Raw genomic sequence first — 22933 nt, forward strand, 5'->3', positions numbered from 1 at the left:
CTTTCGCTTAGGTTTAGACACTATGTTTATTGTTGATACGGCATTAAAGGCCAGACAGGAAGCTGGCAACCCGGTTCGCGTAGGGATGATCGGCGCGGGGTTTATGGGGCGTGGGGTTGCTAACCAAATGCTCAATTCTGTGCCGGGTATGGAGCTGGTAGCGATTTCAAACCGCAATGTGGACACCGCTAAGCGGGCTTACCAAGAAGCTGGTGTTGACGACATCAACGTTGTCTCCACTGTGAGCGATCTTGAAGCGAGCATTGCAGCGGGTGGTTACGCCGTCACCGATGACCCGATGCTGCTGTGCCGGGCCGAGGGCATTGATGCCCTGATTGAGGTAACCGGTGCGGTGGAGTTTGGTACCCATGTGGTTATGGAAGCGATCGCCCACAAGAAGCACGTCGTGCTGATGAACGCTGAGCTAGACGGCACCATCGGTCCCATTCTCAAAACCTACGCCGACAAGGCGGGGGTGATTTTGTCGGCCTGCGATGGTGACCAACCCGGCGTTGAGATGAACCTCTACCGCTTTGTCAAAAGCATCGGCGTTACCCCGCTGGTGTGCGGCAACATCAAAGGCTTGCAAGATCCCTACCGCAACCCCACCACTCAAAAGGGATTTGCGGATCAGTGGGGCCAAAACGTGCACATGGTAACCAGCTTTGCCGACGGTACCAAAATTTCCTTTGAGCAGGCCATTGTCGCCAACGCCACCGGCATGACCGTCGCTAAGCGCGGCATGATGGGGCACGACTTCAGGCTTCACCAGGAGGAGCTGGTAAAGCAGTACGACCTCAACTACACCGGCCACATTGACGACCTGACCAAGCTGTACGATGTCGATCAGCTCAAGGAACTGGGTGGCATTGTCGACTATGTTGTCGCGGTAAAACCCGGCCCTGGGGTCTATGTATTTGGCACCCACGACGATCCCAAACAGCGCCATTATCTGAACCTATACAAGCTGGGTGAGGGCCCGCTGTATAGCTTCTACACTCCCTACCACCTGTGTCACTTTGAGGTGCCACTTTCGGTCGCCCGCGTGGTGCTGTTTGGCGACCCCGTAATGACCCCCATTGCTGGTCCGAAGGTAGATGTGGTAACTACCGCAAAAATCGACCTGAAGGCTGGTGAGACCATCGACTGCATCGGTGGCTATATGACCTATGGCGAGTGCGAAACTGCTGAAATTACAGCGGCGGAAAACTTGCTGCCGGTGGGGCTAGCTGAGGGTTGTAAGCTAAAGCGGGATGTTGCTAAGGATCAGACTTTGACCTACGACGATGTCGAACTGCCCCCAGGCCGACTCTGCGACAAGCTACGGGCTGAGCAAAACGCTATGTTTGCCCCCCAAAAGTTCCTGGCGGGGGTTGCGTAGGCCAGGCCGAATTGTGTTGCGTTGGCCCGGTAGCTAGCTAAAAACATCAGCTAATGGCTAAAAAGCTGATTGCTGGGATGCCACCAGGCGCGCAAGCGCTTAACAAAGCCGACGCTTGCCATGCCAGATTGGTCTTATCCGGCTTGATCCAATCCTGAAAGGGGAAGCACAGTGATGTGCTTCCCCTTTTTTAGCCTTAGCCAACCAGGATACGACGATATGAACGGACGTAAAGCGTTGGACTGATTAGAGATAGCGGGTGAGACTAACGCGATACCGTTCTTTTTTAGTGACGGCGATGTCGCCAATTTCAAGTCTTCCCTTGCCTCGAATAACTACTAAATCCCCAGTGGATAGGGTGTGACTGGCTTGAGTGACTGGCTTCCAGTTCACCCGCACATCGCCGCTGTTGATCAAATCGGCCATTTTGCTGCGCGACATACCGAACCCAGCTGAGGCAACAGCATCGAGTCGTAAAGAGGCTTCTACAGTGGTGAGATCTTTCTTCTGGGGCGCACGCACCCGCAGTTGCTCCCACTCTAAAGGTTGAGTTTTAACGGGAACAGAGCGCACCTGGGTCAGCGACTGAGCCAAGGAATCTGCCAGCTCTGGCACGACGATCGCTTGGGCACCACGCTCGCCGAGCACAATAATATCGCCCACTTTGCTTCGGTCTATACCTGTGCCCAGCAGCGACCCCAAAAAATCTTGGTGGTTGGCGGGGTCGAACATAAAGTTGCCGCCGATGGTCAGCAACGATAGAGGGATTTGGCTTTGAGCGAGAGGAATGTCGGTGCGGGCGATCGCCAGTCGCTGCCGCTCGGCCTGGGGGTAACCGCCCCAGGCGAGGCTGTGTACATCTGTCAGCCGCTCAAGCATTGCCTTAGCCTCGACCTGATCTGGGGGCGACAAAAAGTCGGTAACGACAATCTCCCAGGTTTTGAGCGCTTGGTCGGCCTGGTCTAGAACACGGTCCAGACAATCAGGGTCTTCAGCTGATTTAAGTAGGTCATCCTTGGGCAGCATGGGCAGTGGTTGGTGAGATAAGCTGGCTCCAGTGGCCTAAGCTGTCTTTCAACATCTTCAGGTCACTGGAGCTGTGTCTGACTTTACCTTAGCGAGTTGCAGCACCAACGGCATTATTCAGAAACAAGGGTTTTGGAAGTACACAGGTCTGACGGTATTTCGCGCCCCCTGGTTTCTGGAGCCACAGCTAGTTGGCCATGGCTTCAGTGACCTCTCTACGCTTGGCGTAGATACTCTTCAGGTGGCGCTTTACGGTATTGACGGTGATGTACAGCTCCTTAGCAATGTCCTCGTAGCTGCGGTTGGCCCGCCGCAGCACCCACACAGCTCGCTCACGGGGAGTAAGGTTGTACTGCACAGCCTCCAGTAGGGCAGAAGAGTGGGCTGAGCGGGTTTTATTTTCTAGGGAAACGAGGAGGTAAGAGCCAGACGTAGCTGGAAAATCGAGCCACTGCACACGGACCCGGATTTGGTATCCCGATTGGGACGTCAGCTCCTGGGTGAGCACCAGAGGAACCTCGGGGTAAAGTTCGCGGCTTTCTAGGAGGTGCTTGCCCAAGGTTTTGAGGCAGGCGGGCAGGGAGGTGGAGCTACCGTCGTTGATGAGATCGCGGCAAAGGGCTCTGCCCTTTTGGTTGCTGTGCACACAGGTGCCAGCTTCAGACAGCACCAAAATGCCGTCTACAAAGCCTTCAAGTACGGCGCTAAGCAAGGGGAGGTTAACGGTCTCCTGGGTAATTGAGGGGGCAACAAAGTCGAAATCAGGAAGGGTAGTGGATGAACTCATAGTGACCATGGGGCTACCTGGTTTAAGACACAGCAGAGTTAGGGGAGCCATCCGGAAACACAGCTTGTAAAATTGCGTTCTAATGAACTTGCGGTAAAGAGAACCTCACTTCTAAGGGTGGAATCTCCGCACGGTTAGGACAGTTTTCTAACTGGCTTTTAGCGTGCTGCTGCTGTAAAAAGTAAATATTTGCCGCTGCCAAACCTTTCAAACTGACAGATACTTCACATACATGAAGCACCAGTCTGGAAAATTTGGATTTTTTTCACGTAAAGTTACGGTCAAAGTTCTCGATTATCGAGTACAAGCAGACTAGTCACCAGGCTTTGGCCGTATCGTTGGGCAGAACCTGGAGAGCAGTTGAAAAAATGAGCGCTTATCTATATTGTTATGGGCGTTCTATCGGGCTAAGGGGCACAGCAGGAAGCCATGACACGAACTAATCTACAGCTGTTGCGGTGTGTGCAAAGGAGCATGGTCGCTGTGGCGATCGCGCTTCCCCTTCTGGCTGCCTCAGTGCGCCCGGTGCCGAGTTATGCACAGGCAGCCTCGCCCGCAGCTTCAGCCGCCGATGGGGCAGCAGCGGAGGCAGCCCTCAATCAGGGTCTAGCACTGATTCAACGCGGTGATATCGATAGCGCTTTGAATCAGTTTCAGCAGGCAGTAGCCCTAGACCCTAACCTGGCCGCTGCCCACTACAACATTGGCTTGGCCCTGCGCCAAAAAGGACAGCTCCAAGCGGCCGCCTCCGCGTTTTGGGATGCCATTCGGGCTGACCCGCAGTTTGCCCTGGCCTACGCCAATCTGGGCGGTGCCCTGATTGAGGGCAACAACCTGGACCAGGCCGAAGCCTACCTGCAGCGGGCCATTGCGATCGAACCAACTCTGGGCAATGCCCACTACAATCTGGGGCTGGTCTACCAGTCTCAGGGGCGGTTTCCTGAGGCGCTGTCTGCCCTAGAGAAGGCTGGGCAATATAGCCCTCAAGCTCCCGAGTCGTTTTTGCAGCGAGGCATCATTCACCTCCAAAGCGAGCAAAACGCTGAGGCTGAGGCGGTACTGCAGCAGGCCCTGGCGCTCAACCCTCGCTACGCTCAAGCTCACTACAACTTGGGCATTGCTCGCTTTAACCAGGGCCAAACCGAAACAGCTCTCGACTCATTTCGTACCGCCACCCAAATTAACGGTAGCTATGCCGACGCCTACTACAGCGCCGGACTGGCATTTATTCAGCTGGGCCGTCTTGACGAAGCTCGCACCGTGCTGGAGTATGCCAAAAACCTCTACATCACCATGGGCAACCCGACCTGGGCTGCCAAAGCCCAAAACCACCTCAGTCAGCTGTCGGGAGGTTAGTTCGGTTGTAGGCTGGGCTGGTCTCGGGCTGCGCCACTACCAGAACTTGAGCTTGCGCGAGGCATACAGGCACATTTGCAGCAAAATCATGCCCTCTTTGACGTGGGCGATGTTTGAGCTACCGTAGGTACGCGGCTGGTAGCGAATGGGCACTTCGACAATGTGCAGGTTGAGTTTGGCCGCCCCAAACAGCAGATCAAAGTCGCCAAAGGGGTCGAAGTCGCCAAAATAGCTGCGTTCAGCGGCAATGCGCTGGTAGTCGCGCCGCCACAATACCTTGGTACCGCAGAGGGTGTCTTTGAGGGGCTGTTCTAGCAGAAACGAGAACAGTAGCGCAAAAATTTTGTTGGCTACGGTATTGAGCCAGGGCATGGCGGTTTTGGAGCGAGGGTAAACCAGCCGTGAGCCATTGGCAAATTCTCCATACCCTGCGGCCAGCACCTCCACGAAGTGGGGCAAATCTTCGGGAGGTACGGTCAAATCGGCATCGAGAATGAGCAGGATGTCGCCACTGGCTTGCTCAAACCCCAAACGTACCGCATCGGCCTTGCCCCGACCCGTCTGCTGAAAAGCTTTGAGGGTAAACGGCCCCTGATAGGTCTGCACGAGCTCTTGAATGGTGACCCAGGTGCGATCGCGGGAGTGACCTTCAACAAAAATAACTTCGGTGTGCTCGCCTAGCTGCGGCAGTCGAGCCACGGCGGCGGCAATATTGCCCGCCTCGTTGCGCGCAGGCACGATCACCGAACAGGTGGGCTTAGCCTGGGTCGGGGCAGCCTGAGGGCGAGCGACGATAAACGTCGTCAGACACAGGTGCTTGACCAGCGGCAGCGGAGCCAGGTAGCGGTTCACCAAACCCGCCACGCCGGGCACAAACTTGGGCCACAGAAACCGACTGCCGCGCTTCAGCGGACGATAGCCCGTGACCGTGAGCAGGTTGGCCATATCGTCGGTGCTTAACCAGTTTTGGGGCGGCTGGGGCCGACGCTGCCCCACGCGCTCGGCTAGCCCTAGCAGCGGCTCCCAGAGGTGATTGTGAAACGTCAGAATGAGGCGGGTCTGCGGCTGGCAGAAAGGCTGTAGCCGCTGTAGAACCGCCTGAATATCGCCCAGGTAGCCCAGCACCCCCGACAGCACAATGTAATCAAACTGACGATGCTCGAGGGCCAGCTGGGTGGCATCTAGGGTTTCGGCATCTAGGTTGTAGAAACAGAGATTGGGATATTTTTGGCGCGCGATCGCAACGACGGCTGGTGCAAAATCTATGCCAACTCCTAAGGCTGGAGCCGTGGCATGGAGGAGATCGCCCGTGCCGCAGCCGACTTCGAGTACGCGGCTGCCGGGCGGAATCAAAAACTGATGAAGCCGAGCCAAATCACTGTAGTAGTAGCGATTGCGGCTACTCCAGCGATCTAGCTCGGGAGCAATACGGTCGAAGTAGGCCCGAATATCTTGCTTGAAGTCTTGCTTGGGGGCCTCAAGCAAATCAGAAAAAGGGGCTTGCAGCACGAACGTCTTAGTTTTCTAGTTAAGGACTAGGCGGCGTCTTCGCGCTCAATGTAGAGGAACAGGAAGGCCATCGCCACGGCGGGAAAAACAAGGCCTACCAGAGGAACCAAAACAGAAGGTAAAAAGGCAGCTGGCATAGAGTTTACCTCAATAGCAACATCACAGCGTTGAGCATAAGACTACTGCGAATGGGCGATCTATATGTCTATTTTGTTACAAACTTTCTCACTCGGCGGCTTGCCCTCGGCGCGAGTAGTGCGATCGCTGCCCTTGACGAGTTCAGCATCGTCTCGGTGCAGCCGGGTATGCCACCAGGACTGGGTCGCGCGATCGAGCTTGGCGGTGTACAGAGTTGTTACAAACGACTGCGCCCCATAGCCCTGACCTACGATTTCAACGCAGTAGGAGGGGGACTTGCGCGTGGCCATATCGGGCACTAGGCGCTTGCCAATCCGCCGCCAGCTGGGTTCTTTGCCTCGCCACTGCAGGCGACAACAGGGCCAGGGCAGCTGATCGCGATCGAACAGGCGGCAGCAGGGGCCGACCACCCGGTAGGTGAGGTGTGCCCCAGGGCTTTGAAAAACATGGCCCGTGGGCCAGGGGTGCTCTGAAGAAGGAGGCAGGGGCGGTATCATAACAGCATGTAACCGATGGCCAATGTTGAAGTAGTCTACGGGATTTTTTATGGCTGAGCCAATTACTCCAGCGGTAAGCGATCGCATTTGCAAGCACATGAACAAAGACCATGCCGAAGCAGTGCTGTTCTATGCCACTGCCTACGGTAACCAGCCCGCCGCCACCGCCGCCCAGATGGAATCTATTGACGCTGAGGGTATGACCCTGGCGGTGACCGTTGATGGAGCGCAAACCCCCGTGCGGGTGGCCTTCGACCACACCCTGGAGGGGGCCGAGGATGCCCACCACACCCTGGTCGCCATGCTCAAGCAGGCCCAGACCTAAGCCATTTAGCAGTACTGCCATGAGCGTTTCAATTCAGTTTTTGCCCGACGGCGTGACCGTCGAAGCCGAGGTGGGAGAACCTCTGCTGGCGGTTGCCGATCGCGCCGGGGTAAGCATTCCCACCGGCTGCCTGATGGGGTCGTGCCACGCCTGCGAAGTTGAGCTAGAGGGGCAAGCAGACCCGATCTGCGCCTGTATTTCAGCGATACCGCCAGGGCAGAAGACGCTGGTGATCAACCTGTATGTAGATCCCACCTGGTAAGGGCGGGCATTGCTCAGTAGTTTCTAATCGCTAGGCCCAAAATCCCTTTTTGAGGGTGGGTAATGGGTTGAGTTGAGCGAGGAGATTAGCCCTTGGAGGCATAGGTTCTAAGGGGCGATCGCGCCCCACCAGCTCCTGCAAATCATTCCAGACCTGCTGCTGGGCCGCTTCCCAGCTCAGGTGTTGTCGGTAGTGCTGCCACGACGACCGCGCCAGGTTTTGGTAGCCAGCATAGTCGGCCATGGTGGCGGCGATGTACTGGGCGTAGTCGTAAGCGCTTGCATCAGAGGCAAACGCTTTGCCATTAACACCAGCTCGCAGCACGGTAGGAATGCCCCCTACAGCCGCCGCGACACAGGGTACCCCAGCGGCGTTGGCCTCGCTAATCGCCACGCCAAAGGTGTCGGCTTTGGTCGGAAAAATCAAAAAATGGGCATTGCTCAGCAGGTGGGCAAACTGGGCTTCCCCCGCCGGGGTAGCGCGATCGATAAAGCCGTAGGGCTTGACGAAACCGGGCAGGTCGCCCTCGCTCTGGGGCCGACAACCCACCACCCATAGCTCGGTTTCTATGCCCTGCTGGTTGAGGGTTTGGGCCACCTCCAGCGCCAGAGGGCCGCCCTTGCGCTCCCAATCAACTCCCAGAAACAGCAGCCGACAGGGGCTTAGGGGGCGCTGGGCAATGACGGCTTCTACCTCAGGCTGGGTCAGGTCTTGGGCGCGGCTGGCCCCACGGGGAATAATCCGCAGTTTAGCGGCGGGAAGGTCGTAGAGCGCCATCGCCGACTGGGCCGCCCACTCGGAAGTGAGAATAACGCGATCGCACCGCTCTAGCGCCGCCTGCTCCACCGTATGCAGCCGCTGCCGGGTCTCCGCGCACAGATTTGTCAGATGAGGGTAAAAATCAACCAGGCTGCCTAGCAGGGCATCGGTCCACAGCACTGTCGGCAGGGTGGTGCGCACCTGCGCCAGGGGAATGGCATTCTCGGGACAAAGCAGCAGATCGGCCTGTGTCTGGGCCAGCCTGGCCTGAATTTGGCGAGCGTAGTGGGGGGCAACCCAGGGCTCAACAGGGCTGTAGTAGCTCCGCCCCCGGCGACGGTAGTACAGCCACTTCAGGCGAGTGATGGGGATTTTACGCTGGTGCAGCGGCCCTAAAAACGCCAGCTCGGCCCCGGCACTCTGCAAGACCTCGGCAATTTTTTGTCCGGCTCCGTAGAGACCCAAGTGGCGACGGGGCCAGGAGGCGCGATCGCGCACATCGTAGGTGGTGGCGTAGGCAATTTTCATATGAATAAGGGTTGAGCTATGGCTAACTCAACCCTCTCAGCGACTGCCCCTAGAGTGCCCAGCTGATGTTGCTGTTAACCCCCAGAGCAAGGTAGCCACCCTTGGCAGTGATTAAATCAAGCGAATCCAGTAGCGATCGCGCCCCCGTCTTTTCGCCTGGTACAGTGCGGCATCGGCGGCGGCGATCAGGTCTTCTGGAGCCTGCTCAGCGGTGGGCACCACGCTGGCGATGCCAATGCTGATGGTGAGGTAGTCGCCGATGGGCGACTGGGGGTGGGCCAGCTGCAGGTCAGCAATTTCCTTTTGCAGGGCCTTGGCGACGATTTCGGCTCCGGTGCGGCGGGTGTTGGGCAGCACCACCGCAAACTCTTCGCCTCCGTAGCGGGCTAGCAGGTCGGCGGCGCGCTTGACGGCGCGGTTGGCAGCAGCGGCGATCGCAATTAGGGCTTCGTCGCCCTGCTGGTGGCCCAGGCTGTCGTTGTAGGGCTTGAAATAGTCGACGTCAAACATGATCAACGACAGGGGCTGCTGCTCGCGCACCATGCGCTGCCACTCCTGGCTTAGGTATTGATCGAAGCGGCGGCGGTTGGGAATGTGGGTGAGCCCGTCAAGGGTGGCCAGACGTTCTAACTTTTCGTTTGCCCCTTTTAGGGCGGTTTCCATGCCCTTGCGATCGGTGATGTCGATGCAGTTGGTAATGACGCCGTTGACGGTGCCGCTGGCGTCTTGAAAGGGGCTAATCACCACCTGGTACCAGCGGCGAGCGCCAGCCCGGTTAATGATTTCCTGCTCGCCCTGGTAGGGTCTTTGGGTGTCAATCACCTGCTGGTGAATGTGGCGCTGCTGACTGGCCTCAAAAATCGAAACATTGGGATTAAAGTCGGTATCAAACTTGCCCACCATATCGGCGGGGGTGATGCCGTGCAGGGCAGCGCTGGCCCGGTTGGCCATCTGCACGCGGTCTTCGCGGTCTTTGACCACAATAATGCTCGGAATGCTGTCGATCACATTCTGCAAAAACTGCCGCTGGCGGGCAAGTTCAGCCTCAGCCTGCTTGCGCTCGGTAATATCGCGCACGATCGCCAGTACCTGATCGGAACCACTAGGGACGATGCGGGCCTCTTCGTAGTGCCAGCCACCATCGGTGCGAAAGCGATACTCGTAGACCTGGGGCTGGCCCGTCCGTAGCGCTAACTGAATGTAGTGCATGCGCTCAGCGGCCATATCGGCGGGTAGCACTTCGGCCATGGGCCTGCCAATTTGCTCACTGGGGTCGGCCAGCAAATTCACCGCGCCAGCGTTCATCACATCCAGGCACACGCCATCGCCCGAGAACCGCACCAGCAGGTCAGGTATGGCCCCAAGAATAATCCGCTGAGTGGCTTCGGCCTGGCGCAGGGCAGCGGTACGATCGGCCACCTGACGCTCTAGGATCTGGTTGTAGTCGGCCAGCAGGGTTTGGGCCTGTTTGCGGGTGGTGATGTCTTGGAAAGCAGCGATCGCATACTCAACCCGCCCCCCCTGGTCAAAGATCGGGGTAGTGGCCATTTCAATTGGAATCGGCTGGTTGCCGGGGCGCAGTTCAATGTCATCGGCCCAGCCGGGCTGCCCCCGTAGCGCCTGGGTAATGGGCAGTTCCTGCGTGGGGTAGCGCTGCCCCGTACTGGCTCGGTAGGCAATGCACGTGGCTTCGAGGCTCAGCGAAGGTACCGAGGGCATGTCTTCAAGGCAGAGCAAAACGCGGGCCTGCTGGCTGGCAAACACCATCGTGCCCTCGCGGTTGTATACGGCGATGCCCAGCGGAATACCGTCTAAAAACTGCCGCCAGCGCCGCTCGCTGCGCTGCATTTCGCGATTGAGGTGCTCCAGTTCAGTAAACGAATCCTGGAGTTTGGCCGCCATCGCGTTAAACGCCCACGCCAGCTGGCCTAGCTCATCCATGCTTTCGACCGGCAGCGGGGTTTGCCAGTTGCCCTGGGCCGTAGCCTGAATGGCGTGGCGCAGTTGAGCTAGGGGCTGCAGCACCCGGTTGACCACCGCCAATCCCACCACGACTGAGCTACCAATCGCCCCAACGCTCAGCAGCGCGATCGCCCAGTTGCCCAGGTAAAAGCTTAAAAACCCCAGCAGCCCTACCGCAAAGATGATTTGCAGAACAAACACCGCTGTCAGCACCGTGCTGAGGGAAAAGGGCCTGAGCAAACGGCTTAATGGACGGTAGAAAGGGAGTTTTGGCACTGGATTGAGCGGCAGTATTAAGTTAAGCAAAACACCCTACCTTTCTAGAATAAAGCGCCTAAACAGCCCTGAAATACTTGCTGTGCACATGTTTACAGAAGGGCCAGAACTTGGGCTATGGGCCTATCCTAGGAGTTTGAGGGGGGGTTAGCCCGTGATCTCAAGCAGCTATCTCAGCACTTTAGAGAGGCCCCTTCGGTGATTTAAAGCAGCTGCGAGAAAAAAACAGGGGTTCTAATAGGGGTTTTAATCTAGCAATTCGGCCTGGCAACTGGGTTTGGTAGCAGTTCTACAGCGGCTGGTTCGGCCCCTAAGACCAAGGTTCTGGGCACAAACGTCTGATCCAGCGGGCTGTTTCAACGGCGGTTCCACGGGTAAAGAGGGCGAAGCGATAGACCAGCGGCAATTGCAATACAGACGCCCTGACGGGGCAGCATTCAGGCCAGGACGGGCATGCTCTGCTGCCGGGGTGCGATCGCCCTAAATCCATCCCCCCAACCACCGACCTATAACGGGTCCCTTAGCCTTCCCTTAACCCCAAACTTGGCCATCGCCTGCAATAGTTGTGATGGGAGTTTTGGCTCCGACGACTGTAGCGCAACCCTGGTGCCCAAATGTCTAACACCTATGCTCCGACCTCCGCAGACGTTGCCCTTAGGGCTAAAAACCTTAACGTCTACTATGGCTCCAACCTGGCTGTGCGCGACGTTGACCTAGATATTCCCCGCAACGAAGTTGTCGCGTTCATTGGCCCGTCTGGCTGTGGCAAGAGCACGGTGCTGCGCTGCTTTAACCGAATGAACGACCTGATTTCATCCTGTCGGGTGGAGGGCAAAATCACCTTCCACGGCAGCGATATCTATGGCGACAGGGTGGATGCCGTAGAGCTACGGCGCAAAATCGGTATGGTGTTTCAGAAGCCCAACCCCTTCCCCAAGTCAATCTACGAAAACATTGCCTGGGGAGCCCGAATCAACGGCTACAAGGGCGACATGGACGAGCTGGTCGAAACCTCCCTGCGCAAAGCTGCCGTGTGGGATGAAGTCAAAGACAAGCTCAAGCAGAGCGGACTTTCCCTGTCGGGAGGGCAGCAGCAGCGGCTCTGTATTGCCCGCACCATCGCTATTCAGCCCGATGTTATTCTCATGGATGAGCCCTGCTCGGCCCTCGACCCGATTTCGACCATCAAGGTTGAGGAAACCATGAAGCAGCTCAAGGAAGACTACACAATTATCATCGTGACCCACAACATGCAGCAGGCCTCGCGGGTGTCTGACCGCACCGCCTTCTACAACGCCGAGGCTACCGGCAAAGGTGGCAAGGTCGGTTACCTGGTGGAGTACGACAGAACCGAGGCAATTTTTAACAGCCCCCGCGAACAGTTCACCCGTGACTACGTGTCGGGTCGCTTTGGCTAGAGCAACTGCTGTGGGCGGGTGGCCTGTTCAGCGGTGCTGATCATCCCCAGCGACAACAATGAGCTTACACTCGACTACCCAGGCCTAGCCTGGGTTCTTTTTTAAGCTGTTGTCTGCGGTTAAGTCGGTGCTGGTCTAAGGTATTACTATCCCTCGACGATTACTCTCAAAGCCTTTTGGACACCCTATGACTAGCCCCGATGTTTCGCCTTCGGCTTCTGGTTCGTCGGCCACCCCAAAACCCAACCTCGGCATTTTGACGATGCTGCGCCTGGGAGTGTTCAACATGGGCCTGGGCATTATGTCGCTGCTCACCCTGGGGGTGCTCAACCGGGTGATGATCGAAGAACTGCGGGTACCGGCCCTGGTGGCGGCGGGCGCGATCGCGGTGCATCAATTTATGGCCCCGGCCCGCGTGTGGTTTGGCCAAATGTCTGACTCGCGGCCCATCTTTGGCTACCACCGCAGCGGTTACATTTGGCTGGGCATTGTCTCGGTGGCGGTGACGGCATTTTGTGCCCTGCAGGTGGTGTGGCAGATCGGCAACCGCATTGCCGAGGGTGGCTGGGGGCCAGCGGTGTACCCCTGGGTGGGGCTGCTGGGGCTGCTGTTTGCGGTCTACGGTCTGGCCCTAAGCGCCACCTCGACCCCGTTTACGGCGCTGCTGGTGGATGTCTCGGACGAAGACTCGCGATCGCGCCTGGTGGGCATTGGTTGGGCCATGCTGATGGTCGGCATTATCACTGGGGTGATCATCACCTCCATCGTGCTCAAGCCCATTGAGATAGACGCGCCCATCGAGCAGGTGCAGGCTTTGGTTAACCGGCTGTTTGTGATTGCCCCGGTGGTGGTCTGCGTTCTGGCTTTTCTCAGTACGGCGGGCATCGAGAAAAAATACTCGCGGCTCAAAAGTCGCTCTTCCCTCAGAGACCGCGAAGACAGCCTCACCCTGGGGCGCGCCCTCAAAGTGCTCACCGCCAGCCGCCAGACCGGGCTGTTTTTTACTTTTTTGCTGGTGCTCAGCCTCAGCCTGTTCATGCAGGATGCGGTTCTGGAGCCCTACGGCGGCGAAGTGTTTGGTATGACCATTGCCGAAACCACCCAGCTCAACGCCGCCTTTGGCATGGGCACGCTGCTGGGCATTATCACCACCGGCTGGCTGGTGGTGCCCCGCATCGGCAAAAAGCGCACCGTGGTGGCGGGCTGTGGCTGGGCGGCGCTGTGCCTACTGGGCATTACCCTCTCGGGGCTGACGGGCAACCCGTCGGTGCTGCTAACGGCGGTTTTTTGCTTTGGCATTGCCTCGGGCATTCTCACCCTGGGGGCGATCGTGCTCATGCTCGATTTGACCGTGGCCGAAACGGCGGGCACGTTTATTGGGGCGTGGGGGCTGGCTCAGGCGATCGCGCGCGGTAGCGCCACAGTCCTCGGCGGCGGCGTGCTCGACCTGGGCCGCGCCATCCTCAGAGCCTTCGGCAGCACCGGGGAAGTGGGCCAGCCCCAGGCGTTTTTGGCCTACGGTTTGGTGTTTACCCTCCAGGCGGTGGGGATGATGGTGGCGATTCTGCTGCTCAGCCGGGTCGATATTCAAGAATTTCAGGCCAACGCCAAGGCAGCGATCACCGCCGCCCTGGAAAGCGATATGGATTGAGCATGTCAGAAAACTTTTGGGATCAGGTGCTGGCCTTTGCCGAGGCTACTACAGACACCGTGGGGCAAAAGCTGCGGTCAGACTTTGGTCAGGTGCAGGCGGATTTGAAGGCCGACGGTAGCTTAGTGACGCGGTGCGATCGCTGGTCTGACGACACCATTCGCGCCGCCATTGGTGAAAAATTCCCCGACCACGGCGTGCTCAGCGAGGAGGTCGAGCATATTTTCCCCGCCACCGACTGGTGCTGGATCATTGACCCCATCGACGGCACCACCAACTTTACCCGTGGCGTTCCAGTCTGGGGCATTTCCCTGGGCCTGCTGTACCGAGGGACACCTGTGTTTGGCTACGTGGCCATGCCGCCGCTCCATCAATCCTTCTACGGCTACTGGCCAGGGGAAAGCGGGCTAGATATGCCCAGCGGAGCCTACTGCAACGGTCGCCCGATTCACAGCAGCAATGCTGCCCCCGACAAAACCCAGTTCTTTAGCCTCTGCGCCCGCAGCACCTCGGTGCTGGAGCAGCCCTTTCCCTGCAAAATTCGCATGCTGGGATCTGCCGCCTACAACCTGCTGCTGGTGGGGGCAGGCTGGGCGGTTGGGGCGGTCGAGGCGACCCCAAAGATTTGGGATATTGCGGCGGTGTGGGCGATCGTCCAGGCCGCCGGGGCCACCTGGGTGGCCTTGGATGACATTGCGCCCTTTCCGCTGAAGGCGGGGAAAGACTACAGCCGCCAACCCTATCCAACCCTGGCGGCGGCTCAACCATCTTTAGTGGAAACGTTTCGCCCTTTAGTGCAGCAAGTAGCAGAACGATAGACTCAAGGTCAAATATTATCAGTCAAACACCCCTATTGGAGTTTGAGATGCCCGATTTTGCCACCTTTACGCTCTTTCTAACTGCGGCATTTATTCTCAGCATTACACCAGGGCCAGGTATTCTCTATACCCTGGCCCGCAGCCTCAACGGAGGCAAATCTGAGGGCATTTTGTCGGCACTGGGGCTGTTCACGGGTGGGCTAGTGCATGTGGTTGCAGCAGCGATCGGCATTTCTAGCGTGCTGATGACATCGGCTCTAGCCTTTATGGTGGTGAAGTATGCAGGGGCAGCCTACCTGATTTATATCGGGCTCAAAACGCTGTTTAGCCGCGACACAATGCCCGATACGGCTAATACCGCAGTGAGCCATCGGAGCCGAAGAAATGTGTTTTACCAAGGCGTCATTACTGAGGTTTTGAATCCCAAGACGGCCTTGTTCTTTCTGGCCTTTATTCCGCAGTTTATTACAGTTGAAAATGGCAGTGTTTTCATGCAGTTTCTAGTTCTAGGTTTAATCACAGACCTATTGAACCTATCTGCTGATGTCGTTGTTGTCGCCTTCGCCGGGCCGATTGGGCAGAGGCTACGCACCAGCTACCGCTTCAGGCAGGGTCAGCGCATCACTTCGGGCTGCACCATGATTGGGTTGGGAGCTTATGTCGCAGTAGCCGAGCAAAACTAACTTTTCCCAGTGACCACAGCTATAACTCCAAACCATAGGGTTCAGGGGCCAGGCGCGGGTTTACAAACTGCTTGCCGCAGGCTTTGCACAGGTAGCACTGCTTGCCCCGCCGCCGCCCGTTTTTAGCTAAATCTTGAGCGGCGCAGTGGGGGCAAATCATTACATTCATTACATGGTCGTGGGTCTGATCGCCTACGTGGGGGCTCAGGTACGCGGCCAGCAGCTTTGGAATTTGCTGCACCAGGCGATCGCGCCTCTCCAAGTCTGGCTGGCGCAGGGCAGCCAAAATTAAAGCATTACAGCTATGAACGCAGACTTCTGCCAGCAAACTATGCCGATCGTCGGGCAGGTCTGGGTTGCGCTGGTGCAGGATGGCGGCGAGAAAGGCGATCGCACCCTGGGTCATGCTGTCGTCAATAGTTTGGAAGCGATCGCGGGCCCTGTAGAACTCAATAAACAGCACCCGCGACACCGGCTGCTCAAACAGTGCCATTACCCCAGCAGTCAGCTGGTTCAGCATTTCTAGCAGCGGCAGTCGCCAAAACTCCTGGGCATTGGCTTGGCCCCACATGGCTTCTACTCGCTCAATATGGCGCAGCTCCATGGCGTTAAAGATCGCCGCTTTGTCAGGAAAAAACTGGTAGAGCGAGCCGATCGCCGTCCCCGCCCGCTCTGCAATTTGGTGGGTGGTGGCCGCCTCATAGCCCACCTCGTCAAATACTAGAGCGGCGGCCTCTAGAATTTTTTCGACCCGCTGCTGGCCTCGCCGCTGCTTGGGTTCGCGACGCAGAGGGCTTGACGAATGTGAGCTATCTGTCATATTTTGAAAACACGACGAATTCCTCACAATCTTATACTCCCCGGAGGCTTCCATGCAGTCCATGCTTCCCGGTGCGCCCTGGCTGTTGGCGCACAAGTCGATGCTGGCTACCCACCAGCCCCGCAAAGTTTCCCTACACGGTAATGACTATGTAATGTGGAAAGATGCCGCAGGGGATATTCACGCCCTGCCCAACGCCTGTCCGCACATGGGAGCGATGCTGTCGGAAGGCTGGTGCGAAGCGGCGAACGACGGTACGAGCCAGGTTGTCTGTCCCTTCCACGCCCTGGCGTTTGATGCCCAGGGGCGCACGGTCTTGCCCGGTTCTGCTAAGCAAACCCTGCCCCAGATTCAGCCCCTAGAGCTGATTGTTGAGGGTGATTTTGTCTGGTCCTACGGTGATTGTGAGCCCAAGCTGCCGATTCCGGGGGTGATGAATGCGATCGCATCCCAGTACACCTTCATAGGCTCGACAGCAGACTGCTCGATCGACACCGACCTGCTTATGCTGCTCAACATGCACGACTACAACCATCAAAACGGCACCCACCGCGACCTGTTTCGCATTGCTGAGGTACAGTTTCATCGGTTTGTCGACCAGGGGTATGAGTCGCACGCCTTCTACGACATGCCCACCGCCCCCTACTCACTGCTAGAAAAGCTGCGCCGTCCCGACCTGTTTCTGCTGCCCGGCACCATCAGCGCCCATATGGAAAACCACTTTCCAGCGCTGGTCATCTTTCATGGCGAGTCGTCGTTGGGCAGGGTGGCCCAGTGCCACCTGTTTGTACCCGAGGCCGAGCACCGCACCCGCACCTACATTCTGCTATTCGGTCAGGCTAAGCACCCCGCCTTTAGCCTGATGGGCCGCGCCTATCTCAATTTTGGCCGAGTCGTGGTGGACCAGGATGCCGATATTTTGGGCAAGATTTACCCCAATGCAGCTCAGAAAATCAAGCTCAACAACGAAGTGGGCATGGACTGGGTGCGGCGAAATTTTGAAACGCTTGCCGCCGCAAACGTTTCAGCAGCAAGTAAGGCCAGTGCTTCGCCCTAAGTCACGGCTCTGGCTACTGCTCTGGCACCAATTCAGTATTGACCTCGTTGATGGGGCGGCGGCGTAGTTCTTCTGACTCACTGCGGGGCAGCAGATCAAACACCTCACGCATGACATCGTCGATCGCTTCATAGGAAACCGTACCGGTTTCGTTAAAGACCAGGTCTCCCTGGGCGTTAAAGACTAGGGTTTGGGGCACAGCATCTTTGAAGTAGTAGCCCGGTTCGCTCGGCTCGTAGGAGGCCTTAACCGGAATTGAGTCGGCCATGGTGGGGATAAAGTTGGCCACCCGCCCATAGGGGGCCTGCAGCTGAGAAATCACCGAGGCAAACTTTTTGCAATCGCTGCTGTCGTCCACGTAGATGACAACGATGGCAGGCTTACCGGCCTTAAGCGACTGCTCCAGACTGACGCGGGGAGGTACTAGCGACCCATTACCGGCATAGAGCGCAAAAATGTTGCCGTCATAGTTGTCGTCGGTGAGGCCCGCCAGGGCCGTGGGCTGCCCGCCTAGCCCCAGCCACAGTACCAGCGCAGCGCAGAGGAGTCCCAGGGCTTGCCCCAGCCGATATTGGGGCCTAGGGCGATGAAAGAGATGGGCGGTGAGCCAGCGCAGCATGGCAATGATGTCCTTGGTCTAGGGCCTGTTGTCGGTGGCCTTGAATAGTCAGACTTACCGTCATGCCGATCAAAGCCACAGCCTCTATTAGGCCACAGAATGGCGGCGCTTATTGCTGAGTACTGCTAAATTCTTGCACCACCGATCGCATCGCGTCGGCATTGGCCATCCGCGAATCGTCAGGTGCCCACACCACCACTTGGTAATACTCCTCGCCCATTTCAACGGTGGTGTGCAGGTAGGCCACCGGGCGCTGGGACACCTCGCCCCGCACCGCATACTGCACGGCAGGAAAGCCATTTACCCGATCGACACCCGTGCGCTCCTGGTTGGCAGTTACCTGACTAAAGCCCCCTTTGAGAATTTGCAGGTAGTTGCTGGCCTGCTCTTCGAGGTTGCCCTGCCCGACGGCGGCCCGGCTTTCGCCCAGCACCACCAAAAACAGTTCTTGGTCGGGGTTGTAGGCTTCTAGGTCGGCGTTGGGGTGCAGGGTGCCGGTAGGGGCAGCCTGCCAACCATTCTGCAGGCGCAGCCGGACGGGCTTCATGCGGCTGACCAGCGTATTGCCGCGAAAGCCGCTATCGACGTACTGGTTGCCCATGTCTTCGTCGCTCTCGGGCGATCGCGACAGCCCCAGGGTATTGCACCCGGTAAGCCCCAGCGCTATCAGCCCAGCCGCCAGGGCGGGCAGGCTGCGCTGCCACCAGTCCAAGCCGTTGCTTTCAGCCATAGCGTCACCCTTCTGTTCAATCACCTATTGCTCTCAGCTTCAAGGGTATAGCAACCCCTCCGCAATGGTCGCATCCTCTCCTATGCTAGATAGGGGTTTGAGGTGCAGGGATTAGGGTTTAAGGCCGGAGATGGCCCTTGACCTTTAGAATCCCAAACTTCCCCCGTTGCCCCACATTTAGAGTTATCCCATGTTACGAGCTGGCATTGTTGGGCTTCCCAACGTTGGCAAATCAACCCTGTTCAACGCCGTGGTGGCCAACGCCAAGGCCCAGGCCGCCAACTTTCCCTTTTGCACCATCGAACCCAACGTGGGCATCGTGGCGGTACCCGACGCTCGGCTGCAGGTGCTAGCTGACCTGTCGAGTTCGGCTGAGACCGTGCCCGCCCGGGTCGAGTTTGTCGATATTGCGGGCCTGGTGCAGGGGGCTAGCCAGGGCGAGGGGCTGGGCAACCAGTTTTTGGCCAATATCCGTGAAGTCGATGCGATCGTCCACGTGGTGCGCTGCTTTGACGACGACGATATCATCCACGTCTCGGGTTCAGTCGACCCGGTGCGCGACATCGAGGTGATTAACCTGGAGCTGGCCCTGTCTGACCTGGCTCAGCTGGAGCGCCGGATAGACCGGGTGCGCAAGCTGGCCCGCGCCGACAAAGAGGCCCAGGCCGAGCTAGAAATTCTAGAAAAAATTCTGCCGGTGCTCAACGAGGGCAAAACAGCTCGTCAGGTGGAGCTTGACGACGAAGCTGAGGCGATCATCAAGCCCCTAGGGCTGCTCACCCGCAAGCCCGTCATCTACGCCACCAATGTCTCCGAAGACGACCTGGCCAGCGGCAACACCTGGGTGGAGCAGGTGCGCGCCGTAGCGGCGGCAGAAGACGCTCAGGTAGTAGTTATTTCCGCCCAGGTCGAGTCCGAACTGGTGGATCTCAACGACGAAGAGCGCAAGGACTTTCTTGAATCTCTAGGGGTTGAAGAGGGAGGCCTCAAGACGCTGATTCGCGCTACCTACGAGCTGCTGGGGCTGCGAACCTACTTCACCACCGGCCCCAAAGAAACCCGCGCCTGGACGATTAAGGCCGGCATGGTGGCCCCCCAAGCCGCCGGGGTGATTCACACCGACTTTGAGCGCGGCTTTATTCGCGCTGAAACCGTAGCCTACAACGACCTGGTAGCGGCAGGGTCGATGGCTACAGCCAAAGACAAGGGGCAGGTGCGCAGTGAGGGCAAAGAGTACGTGGTGCAAGAGGGAGATGTGATGCTGTTTCGCTTCAACGTGTAGCTACCCGTAGCGCTGGCCAAATGCCATAAACCGGGTTGGGTAGTTACAAAGGCCAGTGGTGGTCGCGGCCCGGTTAGGGTGTGCAAAAAAACTCGTTGCAATAGTGGTTCCTAGGAGAAAATCTATCTACAATTTGACCCATTAGGGGCATAGCTTGTCTCGCTCCAGGTTCATAGGACTATTGCCGTGGCCTCACCGCTTCAACCCTATCCTCAGCTACGCTCGGCGCTGCAACATCTGCAGGGGGTACCCCCCTGGGCGCTGCTCTCGCTGGTTATGAACGGGCTGCTGTTTATTACCGTCGTGGTCATGCTGCGGCAGCCGGGCCCGGCGGGGGATGCGGTGCTGCCCCAGGCCAATGCCTTTGCGGCCGATCCGTATGTGCCCATAGCGCCCTTTGAACCCGACCTAGGGCCGCGCCACAGCCTTGACTACGAGCAGTGGGTGGCTCTATTGGCGGCTGAGGCCGAGGCGGCGGTAGCTATCAATGCGCCGCGTCAAAACATTTTGCTGGGCGATTCTCTGACCCTGTGGTTTCCGGCTGACATGCTGCCGGGGCGCAAGACCTGGATCAATCAGGCCATTTCGGGGGAAAGCTCGGGGGGGTTGCGCGATCGCCTCTACCTGCTAGACAAAACGGCCCCCGAGGCGGTGTTCATTATGGTGGGCATCAACGACCTGATCTGGGGCGGCTCGGAGGCAGATCTGGTCTACAACGTTCGAATGATGATCAATTACCTGCGCCAGACCCACCCCCAGGCGCGGGTGGTGGTGCAGTCGGTTTTGCCCCACGGCGGCGAGTCGGCCACCTGGGAAGGCCGCGATCGCCTACAGGCCATTCCCCCCGAGCTGATTCGCACGGTCAACACCCAGCTCAAGGCGGTGGCCATCGAGACCGGCGTTGACTTTCTCGATTTGTACCCGCTGTTTGTCAACGGCGACGGCTATCTGCGAGCCGACTTGACCACCGATGGGCTGCACCTCAACCAGGATGGCTACATGGTATGGCGTACCGCCCTGGCCCTGCTCAATGAAACCGAGTTTCAGCCTTAGACGAAGCGGCAAAGGCAGGATCTGCAGCGACGGCCTCCTCCCCCCACGGCTGACTCGACAGTGACCCCAGAGTGTGGCCAACCACCGCTAGTGGACAAGCATCTGGCTCCAGTCGAATGGCGATGTTGGCCTCGGTAAAGGTTAGCCGGCGATCGCTCTGAACGATATCGACCGGGGTTGAGGCCGTTCCATGGCAGCGGTTAGGCAGCGTGTAGGTAGCCGTTAGCCTGTACTGACCGGGCGGTAAATCAAAAAAGCAGTAGTGGCCGTCGCCGCCGCTGGTGGTTTGGTCGGGCCGGGTGAGGGCAAGGGCAGGCACCAGGCGATCGAGCAGCCGTTGGGCCGTCGCCAGGGGAACCAGGGTTTGGTTCCAATCCGCGATTAGGTTGCTGTATTCGGCCTGCAGATCGGGCCGGTGGGCGATCGCAACGACCAAAAACGCCATTAGCCTCTCGGCAAAGGCCGCTGGAGCCGCCGTAATGCGCACCACAGCCTGGGGCACAATGTCGCCGGTTAGGGCGTTGGTAATGGTGCCTGCGATCGCCACTCGGCAGGGCTTAGCGGCAGCAGGCAGGGGGTGTTTAGATCGGGGGTTGGGCATGAGGGATGCTCCCAGTAAAAAGTAGATAGAGTAGGCAGGGGGCACGCAGAGCAGGCCCAAGACCAGGGGAAAGGCAGGCGAACAATAGGGCGAGAATTGGGCGATCGCAGCATCACAGCCACTACCACAGCGCTTTTGCTCGAGCAGGTTGAAACAGTCAAAGCTTCAGGAAATTAAGGCTGGGCAGTCAGGCTGGCAGAAGCTCCTGCAAAGGCAGAACGTAGCTTAAGCCAGCTCGTTTGAGGCATAACCAAGTTGTCAATTGCCCTACCTGGGGCTACTAGCTGGCTACCTATCGCCTAAACCGTCTCTCAAAATGGTTAACTGGGTGGCGGTTGCTATACACCTCTGCGCCTCACTGAGCAGATTCTTTCAGGGCCAGCTAGGTTTTGTTGGTAAAGCAGCGGCCCGTTGTTTGTGTTGAACACACTGCATCAAATTTATTGCGTCAAATTCACTGCGCCAAATCTACTGCGTCAAGGTTGCTTGGAGGGATTTTACACAAAGTCATGGCCCGTTTATAGCCCACGATTATGCTACTGCGATTCGGCTCTCCCTTAGAGAACCGTTAACCTAAGTTTGCATCAACAGCTCTAGCCGGTAGCGATAGAGGGCAACCGGCCGGTTCTGCGCCTTGAGAAAGTCGGGGTCCTGGGGCGAGAGGTAAACCGCCGTCACCTGATCGGCCAGCACGCGATCGGCTTCCTGACGATAGGCAGTCGTGGTTTCGACCTCGTTGAAATAGGGAATGGCCCCACCCCGAAACACCTGCTGAAACCGCTCTACGGCAATGAAGCGATCGTCTGCTGTTTCCACGCTGCGAGCGGTTACGGTTGACTCTAGCTGACGGTTGTCGTTTAACAGAGTGAGCTGGCGATTGGGGTTTTTGGCGTCTACCTTCACCGCCTTCACCGCTCCATCGCCCAGGTAGGCGCGGGCCAGGCTCAGCCCGTTAAAGGCGCGATCGGCCACGGTTTGAGGCGTATTTGTGGCGATCGGAATCAGCCCCTTTGACCTCGGTAGGGCGGCCACAAACCTGACGGGGCAGGTCACCGGCTGTCCCAACTGGTCGCGGTTGCCTTCAAAGCCAGGGGTCACCAGTTCGGGAGCCAGGGGAGCCGCCAGGTCGACCAGGGTGCTGGTCAGTTGCCAGTCGCCCCGCAGCCAGTCAGGATAAATCAGATCCCCCTGAGCCGGAGCGAGGGTAGGCTTGCTGCCCCAGTTTGGAAAGGCGGCCAGGCGATCGGCGATCGGTCCGGCCTGGGCCTGGCCACTGCACAGTAACCACACCGTGAGCAGCAGGGTCAGCCAAAACAGGCGGCGGCGCAGGAGCGTAAGCAGCGATCGGGGCATAGTAAAGAAAGATGAGTTGACGCTGGTTTCTCTAGTCAAGAC

General features: G+C 58.1%; 23 protein-coding genes. 11 read left to right on the forward strand and 12 right to left on the reverse strand.

What is annotated here, in order from left to right; translation table 11 throughout:
* The first annotated feature begins 22 nt into the window (after positions 1–22).
* Positions 23–1381, forward strand: a complete 1359-nt coding sequence (locus IQ265_RS05150) for a Gfo/Idh/MocA family oxidoreductase (RefSeq protein WP_194051265.1) — start codon at positions 23–25, stop codon at positions 1379–1381.
* A gap of 246 nt (positions 1382–1627) precedes the next feature.
* Here IQ265_RS05150 and IQ265_RS05155 read toward each other — a convergent pair whose 3' ends face one another.
* Together IQ265_RS05155 and IQ265_RS05160 are read right to left on the reverse strand one after the other, a co-directional pair.
* Positions 1628–2407: a photosystem II S4 domain protein gene (locus IQ265_RS05155; RefSeq protein WP_194051266.1), complete on the reverse strand. Its 780-nt coding sequence runs from the start codon at positions 2405–2407 to the stop codon at positions 1628–1630.
* 187 nt (positions 2408–2594) lie between these two features.
* Positions 2595–3194, reverse strand: a complete 600-nt coding sequence (locus IQ265_RS05160) for a helix-turn-helix transcriptional regulator (protein WP_194051267.1) — start codon at positions 3192–3194, stop codon at positions 2595–2597.
* Positions 3195–3623: 429 nt separating this feature from the next.
* Between IQ265_RS05160 and IQ265_RS05165 the strand changes: the two genes are divergently transcribed.
* On the forward strand, positions 3624–4550 hold the full coding sequence (locus IQ265_RS05165; protein ID WP_228037604.1) for a tetratricopeptide repeat protein: 927 nt from the start codon (positions 3624–3626) through the stop codon (positions 4548–4550).
* A gap of 36 nt (positions 4551–4586) precedes the next feature.
* Here the strand turns inward: IQ265_RS05165 and IQ265_RS05170 are convergent, their stop codons facing one another.
* Genes IQ265_RS05170 through IQ265_RS05180 form a run of 3 tightly spaced genes read right to left on the reverse strand, consistent with a single transcriptional unit; the run spans position 4587 to position 6694 of the window.
* Positions 4587–6035: a glycosyltransferase gene (locus tag IQ265_RS05170; protein WP_194051949.1), complete on the reverse strand. Its 1449-nt coding sequence runs from the start codon at positions 6033–6035 to the stop codon at positions 4587–4589.
* Positions 6036–6085: 50 nt separating this feature from the next.
* Positions 6086–6196, reverse strand: a complete 111-nt coding sequence (psaI, locus tag IQ265_RS05175) for a photosystem I reaction center subunit VIII (protein WP_194051268.1) — start codon at positions 6194–6196, stop codon at positions 6086–6088.
* A gap of 60 nt (positions 6197–6256) precedes the next feature.
* Complete coding sequence (locus IQ265_RS05180) at positions 6257–6694, reverse strand: hypothetical protein (protein ID WP_194051269.1); 438 nt, start codon at positions 6692–6694, stop codon at positions 6257–6259.
* Between the two features lie 49 nt (positions 6695–6743).
* Here IQ265_RS05180 and IQ265_RS05185 point away from each other — a divergent pair, with 49 nt between their 5' ends.
* Both IQ265_RS05185 and IQ265_RS05190 read left to right on the forward strand, forming a co-directional pair.
* On the forward strand, positions 6744–7019 hold the full coding sequence (locus tag IQ265_RS05185) for a DUF2470 domain-containing protein (protein WP_194051270.1): 276 nt from the start codon (positions 6744–6746) through the stop codon (positions 7017–7019).
* A gap of 19 nt (positions 7020–7038) precedes the next feature.
* Positions 7039–7281: a 2Fe-2S iron-sulfur cluster-binding protein gene (locus IQ265_RS05190; protein ID WP_194051271.1), complete on the forward strand. Its 243-nt coding sequence runs from the start codon at positions 7039–7041 to the stop codon at positions 7279–7281.
* Between the two features lie 30 nt (positions 7282–7311).
* Here IQ265_RS05190 and IQ265_RS05195 read toward each other — a convergent pair whose 3' ends face one another.
* Together IQ265_RS05195 and IQ265_RS05200 are read right to left on the reverse strand one after the other, a co-directional pair.
* Complete coding sequence (locus IQ265_RS05195) at positions 7312–8568, reverse strand: glycosyltransferase (RefSeq protein WP_194051272.1); 1257 nt, start codon at positions 8566–8568, stop codon at positions 7312–7314.
* A gap of 111 nt (positions 8569–8679) precedes the next feature.
* Positions 8680–10770 carry a diguanylate cyclase gene (locus IQ265_RS05200; RefSeq protein ID WP_194051273.1) on the reverse strand — a complete coding sequence of 697 codons (2091 nt, stop codon included), beginning with the start codon at positions 10768–10770 and terminating at the stop codon, positions 8680–8682.
* A 650-nt stretch (positions 10771–11420) separates the two neighbouring features.
* Between IQ265_RS05200 and pstB the strand changes: the two genes are divergently transcribed.
* The 4 genes from pstB (at position 11421) to IQ265_RS05220 (ending at position 15376) form a co-directional block, all read left to right on the forward strand.
* Entirely contained in the window at positions 11421–12224 is an 804-nt protein-coding gene (pstB, locus tag IQ265_RS05205) for a phosphate ABC transporter ATP-binding protein PstB (RefSeq protein ID WP_194051274.1), read from the forward strand.
* A gap of 187 nt (positions 12225–12411) precedes the next feature.
* Positions 12412–13875 (forward strand): BCD family MFS transporter, encoded by a 1464-nt coding sequence (locus IQ265_RS05210; RefSeq protein WP_194051276.1) that lies wholly within the window; start codon positions 12412–12414, stop codon positions 13873–13875.
* A 2-nt stretch (positions 13876–13877) separates the two neighbouring features.
* The gene (locus IQ265_RS05215; protein WP_194051278.1) at positions 13878–14693 is read left to right on the forward strand and encodes an inositol monophosphatase family protein; all 816 of its coding nucleotides are present in this window, start codon (positions 13878–13880) and stop codon (positions 14691–14693) included.
* A gap of 47 nt (positions 14694–14740) precedes the next feature.
* Positions 14741–15376 carry a LysE family translocator gene (locus tag IQ265_RS05220; protein ID WP_194051280.1) on the forward strand — a complete coding sequence of 212 codons (636 nt, stop codon included), beginning with the start codon at positions 14741–14743 and terminating at the stop codon, positions 15374–15376.
* Positions 15377–15395: 19 nt separating this feature from the next.
* Here the strand turns inward: IQ265_RS05220 and IQ265_RS05225 are convergent, their stop codons facing one another.
* Positions 15396–16196, reverse strand: coding sequence for a TetR/AcrR family transcriptional regulator (locus IQ265_RS05225; RefSeq protein WP_228037605.1), 801 nt, complete (start codon positions 16194–16196; stop codon positions 15396–15398).
* A 52-nt stretch (positions 16197–16248) separates the two neighbouring features.
* On the opposite strand from IQ265_RS05225, the gene IQ265_RS05230 reads away from it, so the two are divergent.
* Positions 16249–17253, forward strand: coding sequence for a Rieske 2Fe-2S domain-containing protein (locus IQ265_RS05230; protein WP_194051284.1), 1005 nt, complete (start codon positions 16249–16251; stop codon positions 17251–17253).
* Between the two features lie 13 nt (positions 17254–17266).
* On the opposite strand, the gene IQ265_RS05235 is transcribed toward IQ265_RS05230, so the two are convergent.
* Together IQ265_RS05235 and IQ265_RS05240 are read right to left on the reverse strand one after the other, a co-directional pair.
* Positions 17267–17872: a thylakoid membrane photosystem I accumulation factor gene (locus tag IQ265_RS05235; RefSeq protein WP_194051286.1), complete on the reverse strand. Its 606-nt coding sequence runs from the start codon at positions 17870–17872 to the stop codon at positions 17267–17269.
* A 109-nt stretch (positions 17873–17981) separates the two neighbouring features.
* The gene (locus tag IQ265_RS05240; protein ID WP_194051288.1) at positions 17982–18602 is read right to left on the reverse strand and encodes a hypothetical protein; all 621 of its coding nucleotides are present in this window, start codon (positions 18600–18602) and stop codon (positions 17982–17984) included.
* Positions 18603–18792: 190 nt separating this feature from the next.
* On the opposite strand from IQ265_RS05240, the gene ychF reads away from it, so the two are divergent.
* Both ychF and IQ265_RS05250 read left to right on the forward strand, forming a co-directional pair.
* Positions 18793–19884, forward strand: coding sequence for a redox-regulated ATPase YchF (ychF, locus tag IQ265_RS05245; RefSeq protein WP_194051290.1), 1092 nt, complete (start codon positions 18793–18795; stop codon positions 19882–19884).
* 186 nt (positions 19885–20070) lie between these two features.
* Positions 20071–20937: a GDSL-type esterase/lipase family protein gene (locus IQ265_RS05250; protein WP_194051292.1), complete on the forward strand. Its 867-nt coding sequence runs from the start codon at positions 20071–20073 to the stop codon at positions 20935–20937.
* Here IQ265_RS05250 and IQ265_RS05255 read toward each other — a convergent pair.
* The gene (locus tag IQ265_RS05255; protein ID WP_194051294.1) at positions 20912–21538 is read right to left on the reverse strand and encodes a carboxypeptidase-like regulatory domain-containing protein; all 627 of its coding nucleotides are present in this window, start codon (positions 21536–21538) and stop codon (positions 20912–20914) included. The genes IQ265_RS05250 and IQ265_RS05255 overlap by 26 nt on opposite strands.
* Before the next feature lie 573 nt (positions 21539–22111).
* A complete protein-coding gene (locus IQ265_RS05260) occupies positions 22112–22891 on the reverse strand; it encodes a DUF6816 family protein (RefSeq protein ID WP_194051950.1) in 780 nt (259 codons plus the stop codon).
* Positions 22892–22933: the final 42 nt, after the last annotated feature.

This window comes from Nodosilinea sp. LEGE 06152, from assembly GCF_015207525.1.
GTDB lineage: Bacteria > Cyanobacteriota > Cyanobacteriia > Phormidesmidales > Phormidesmidaceae > Nodosilinea.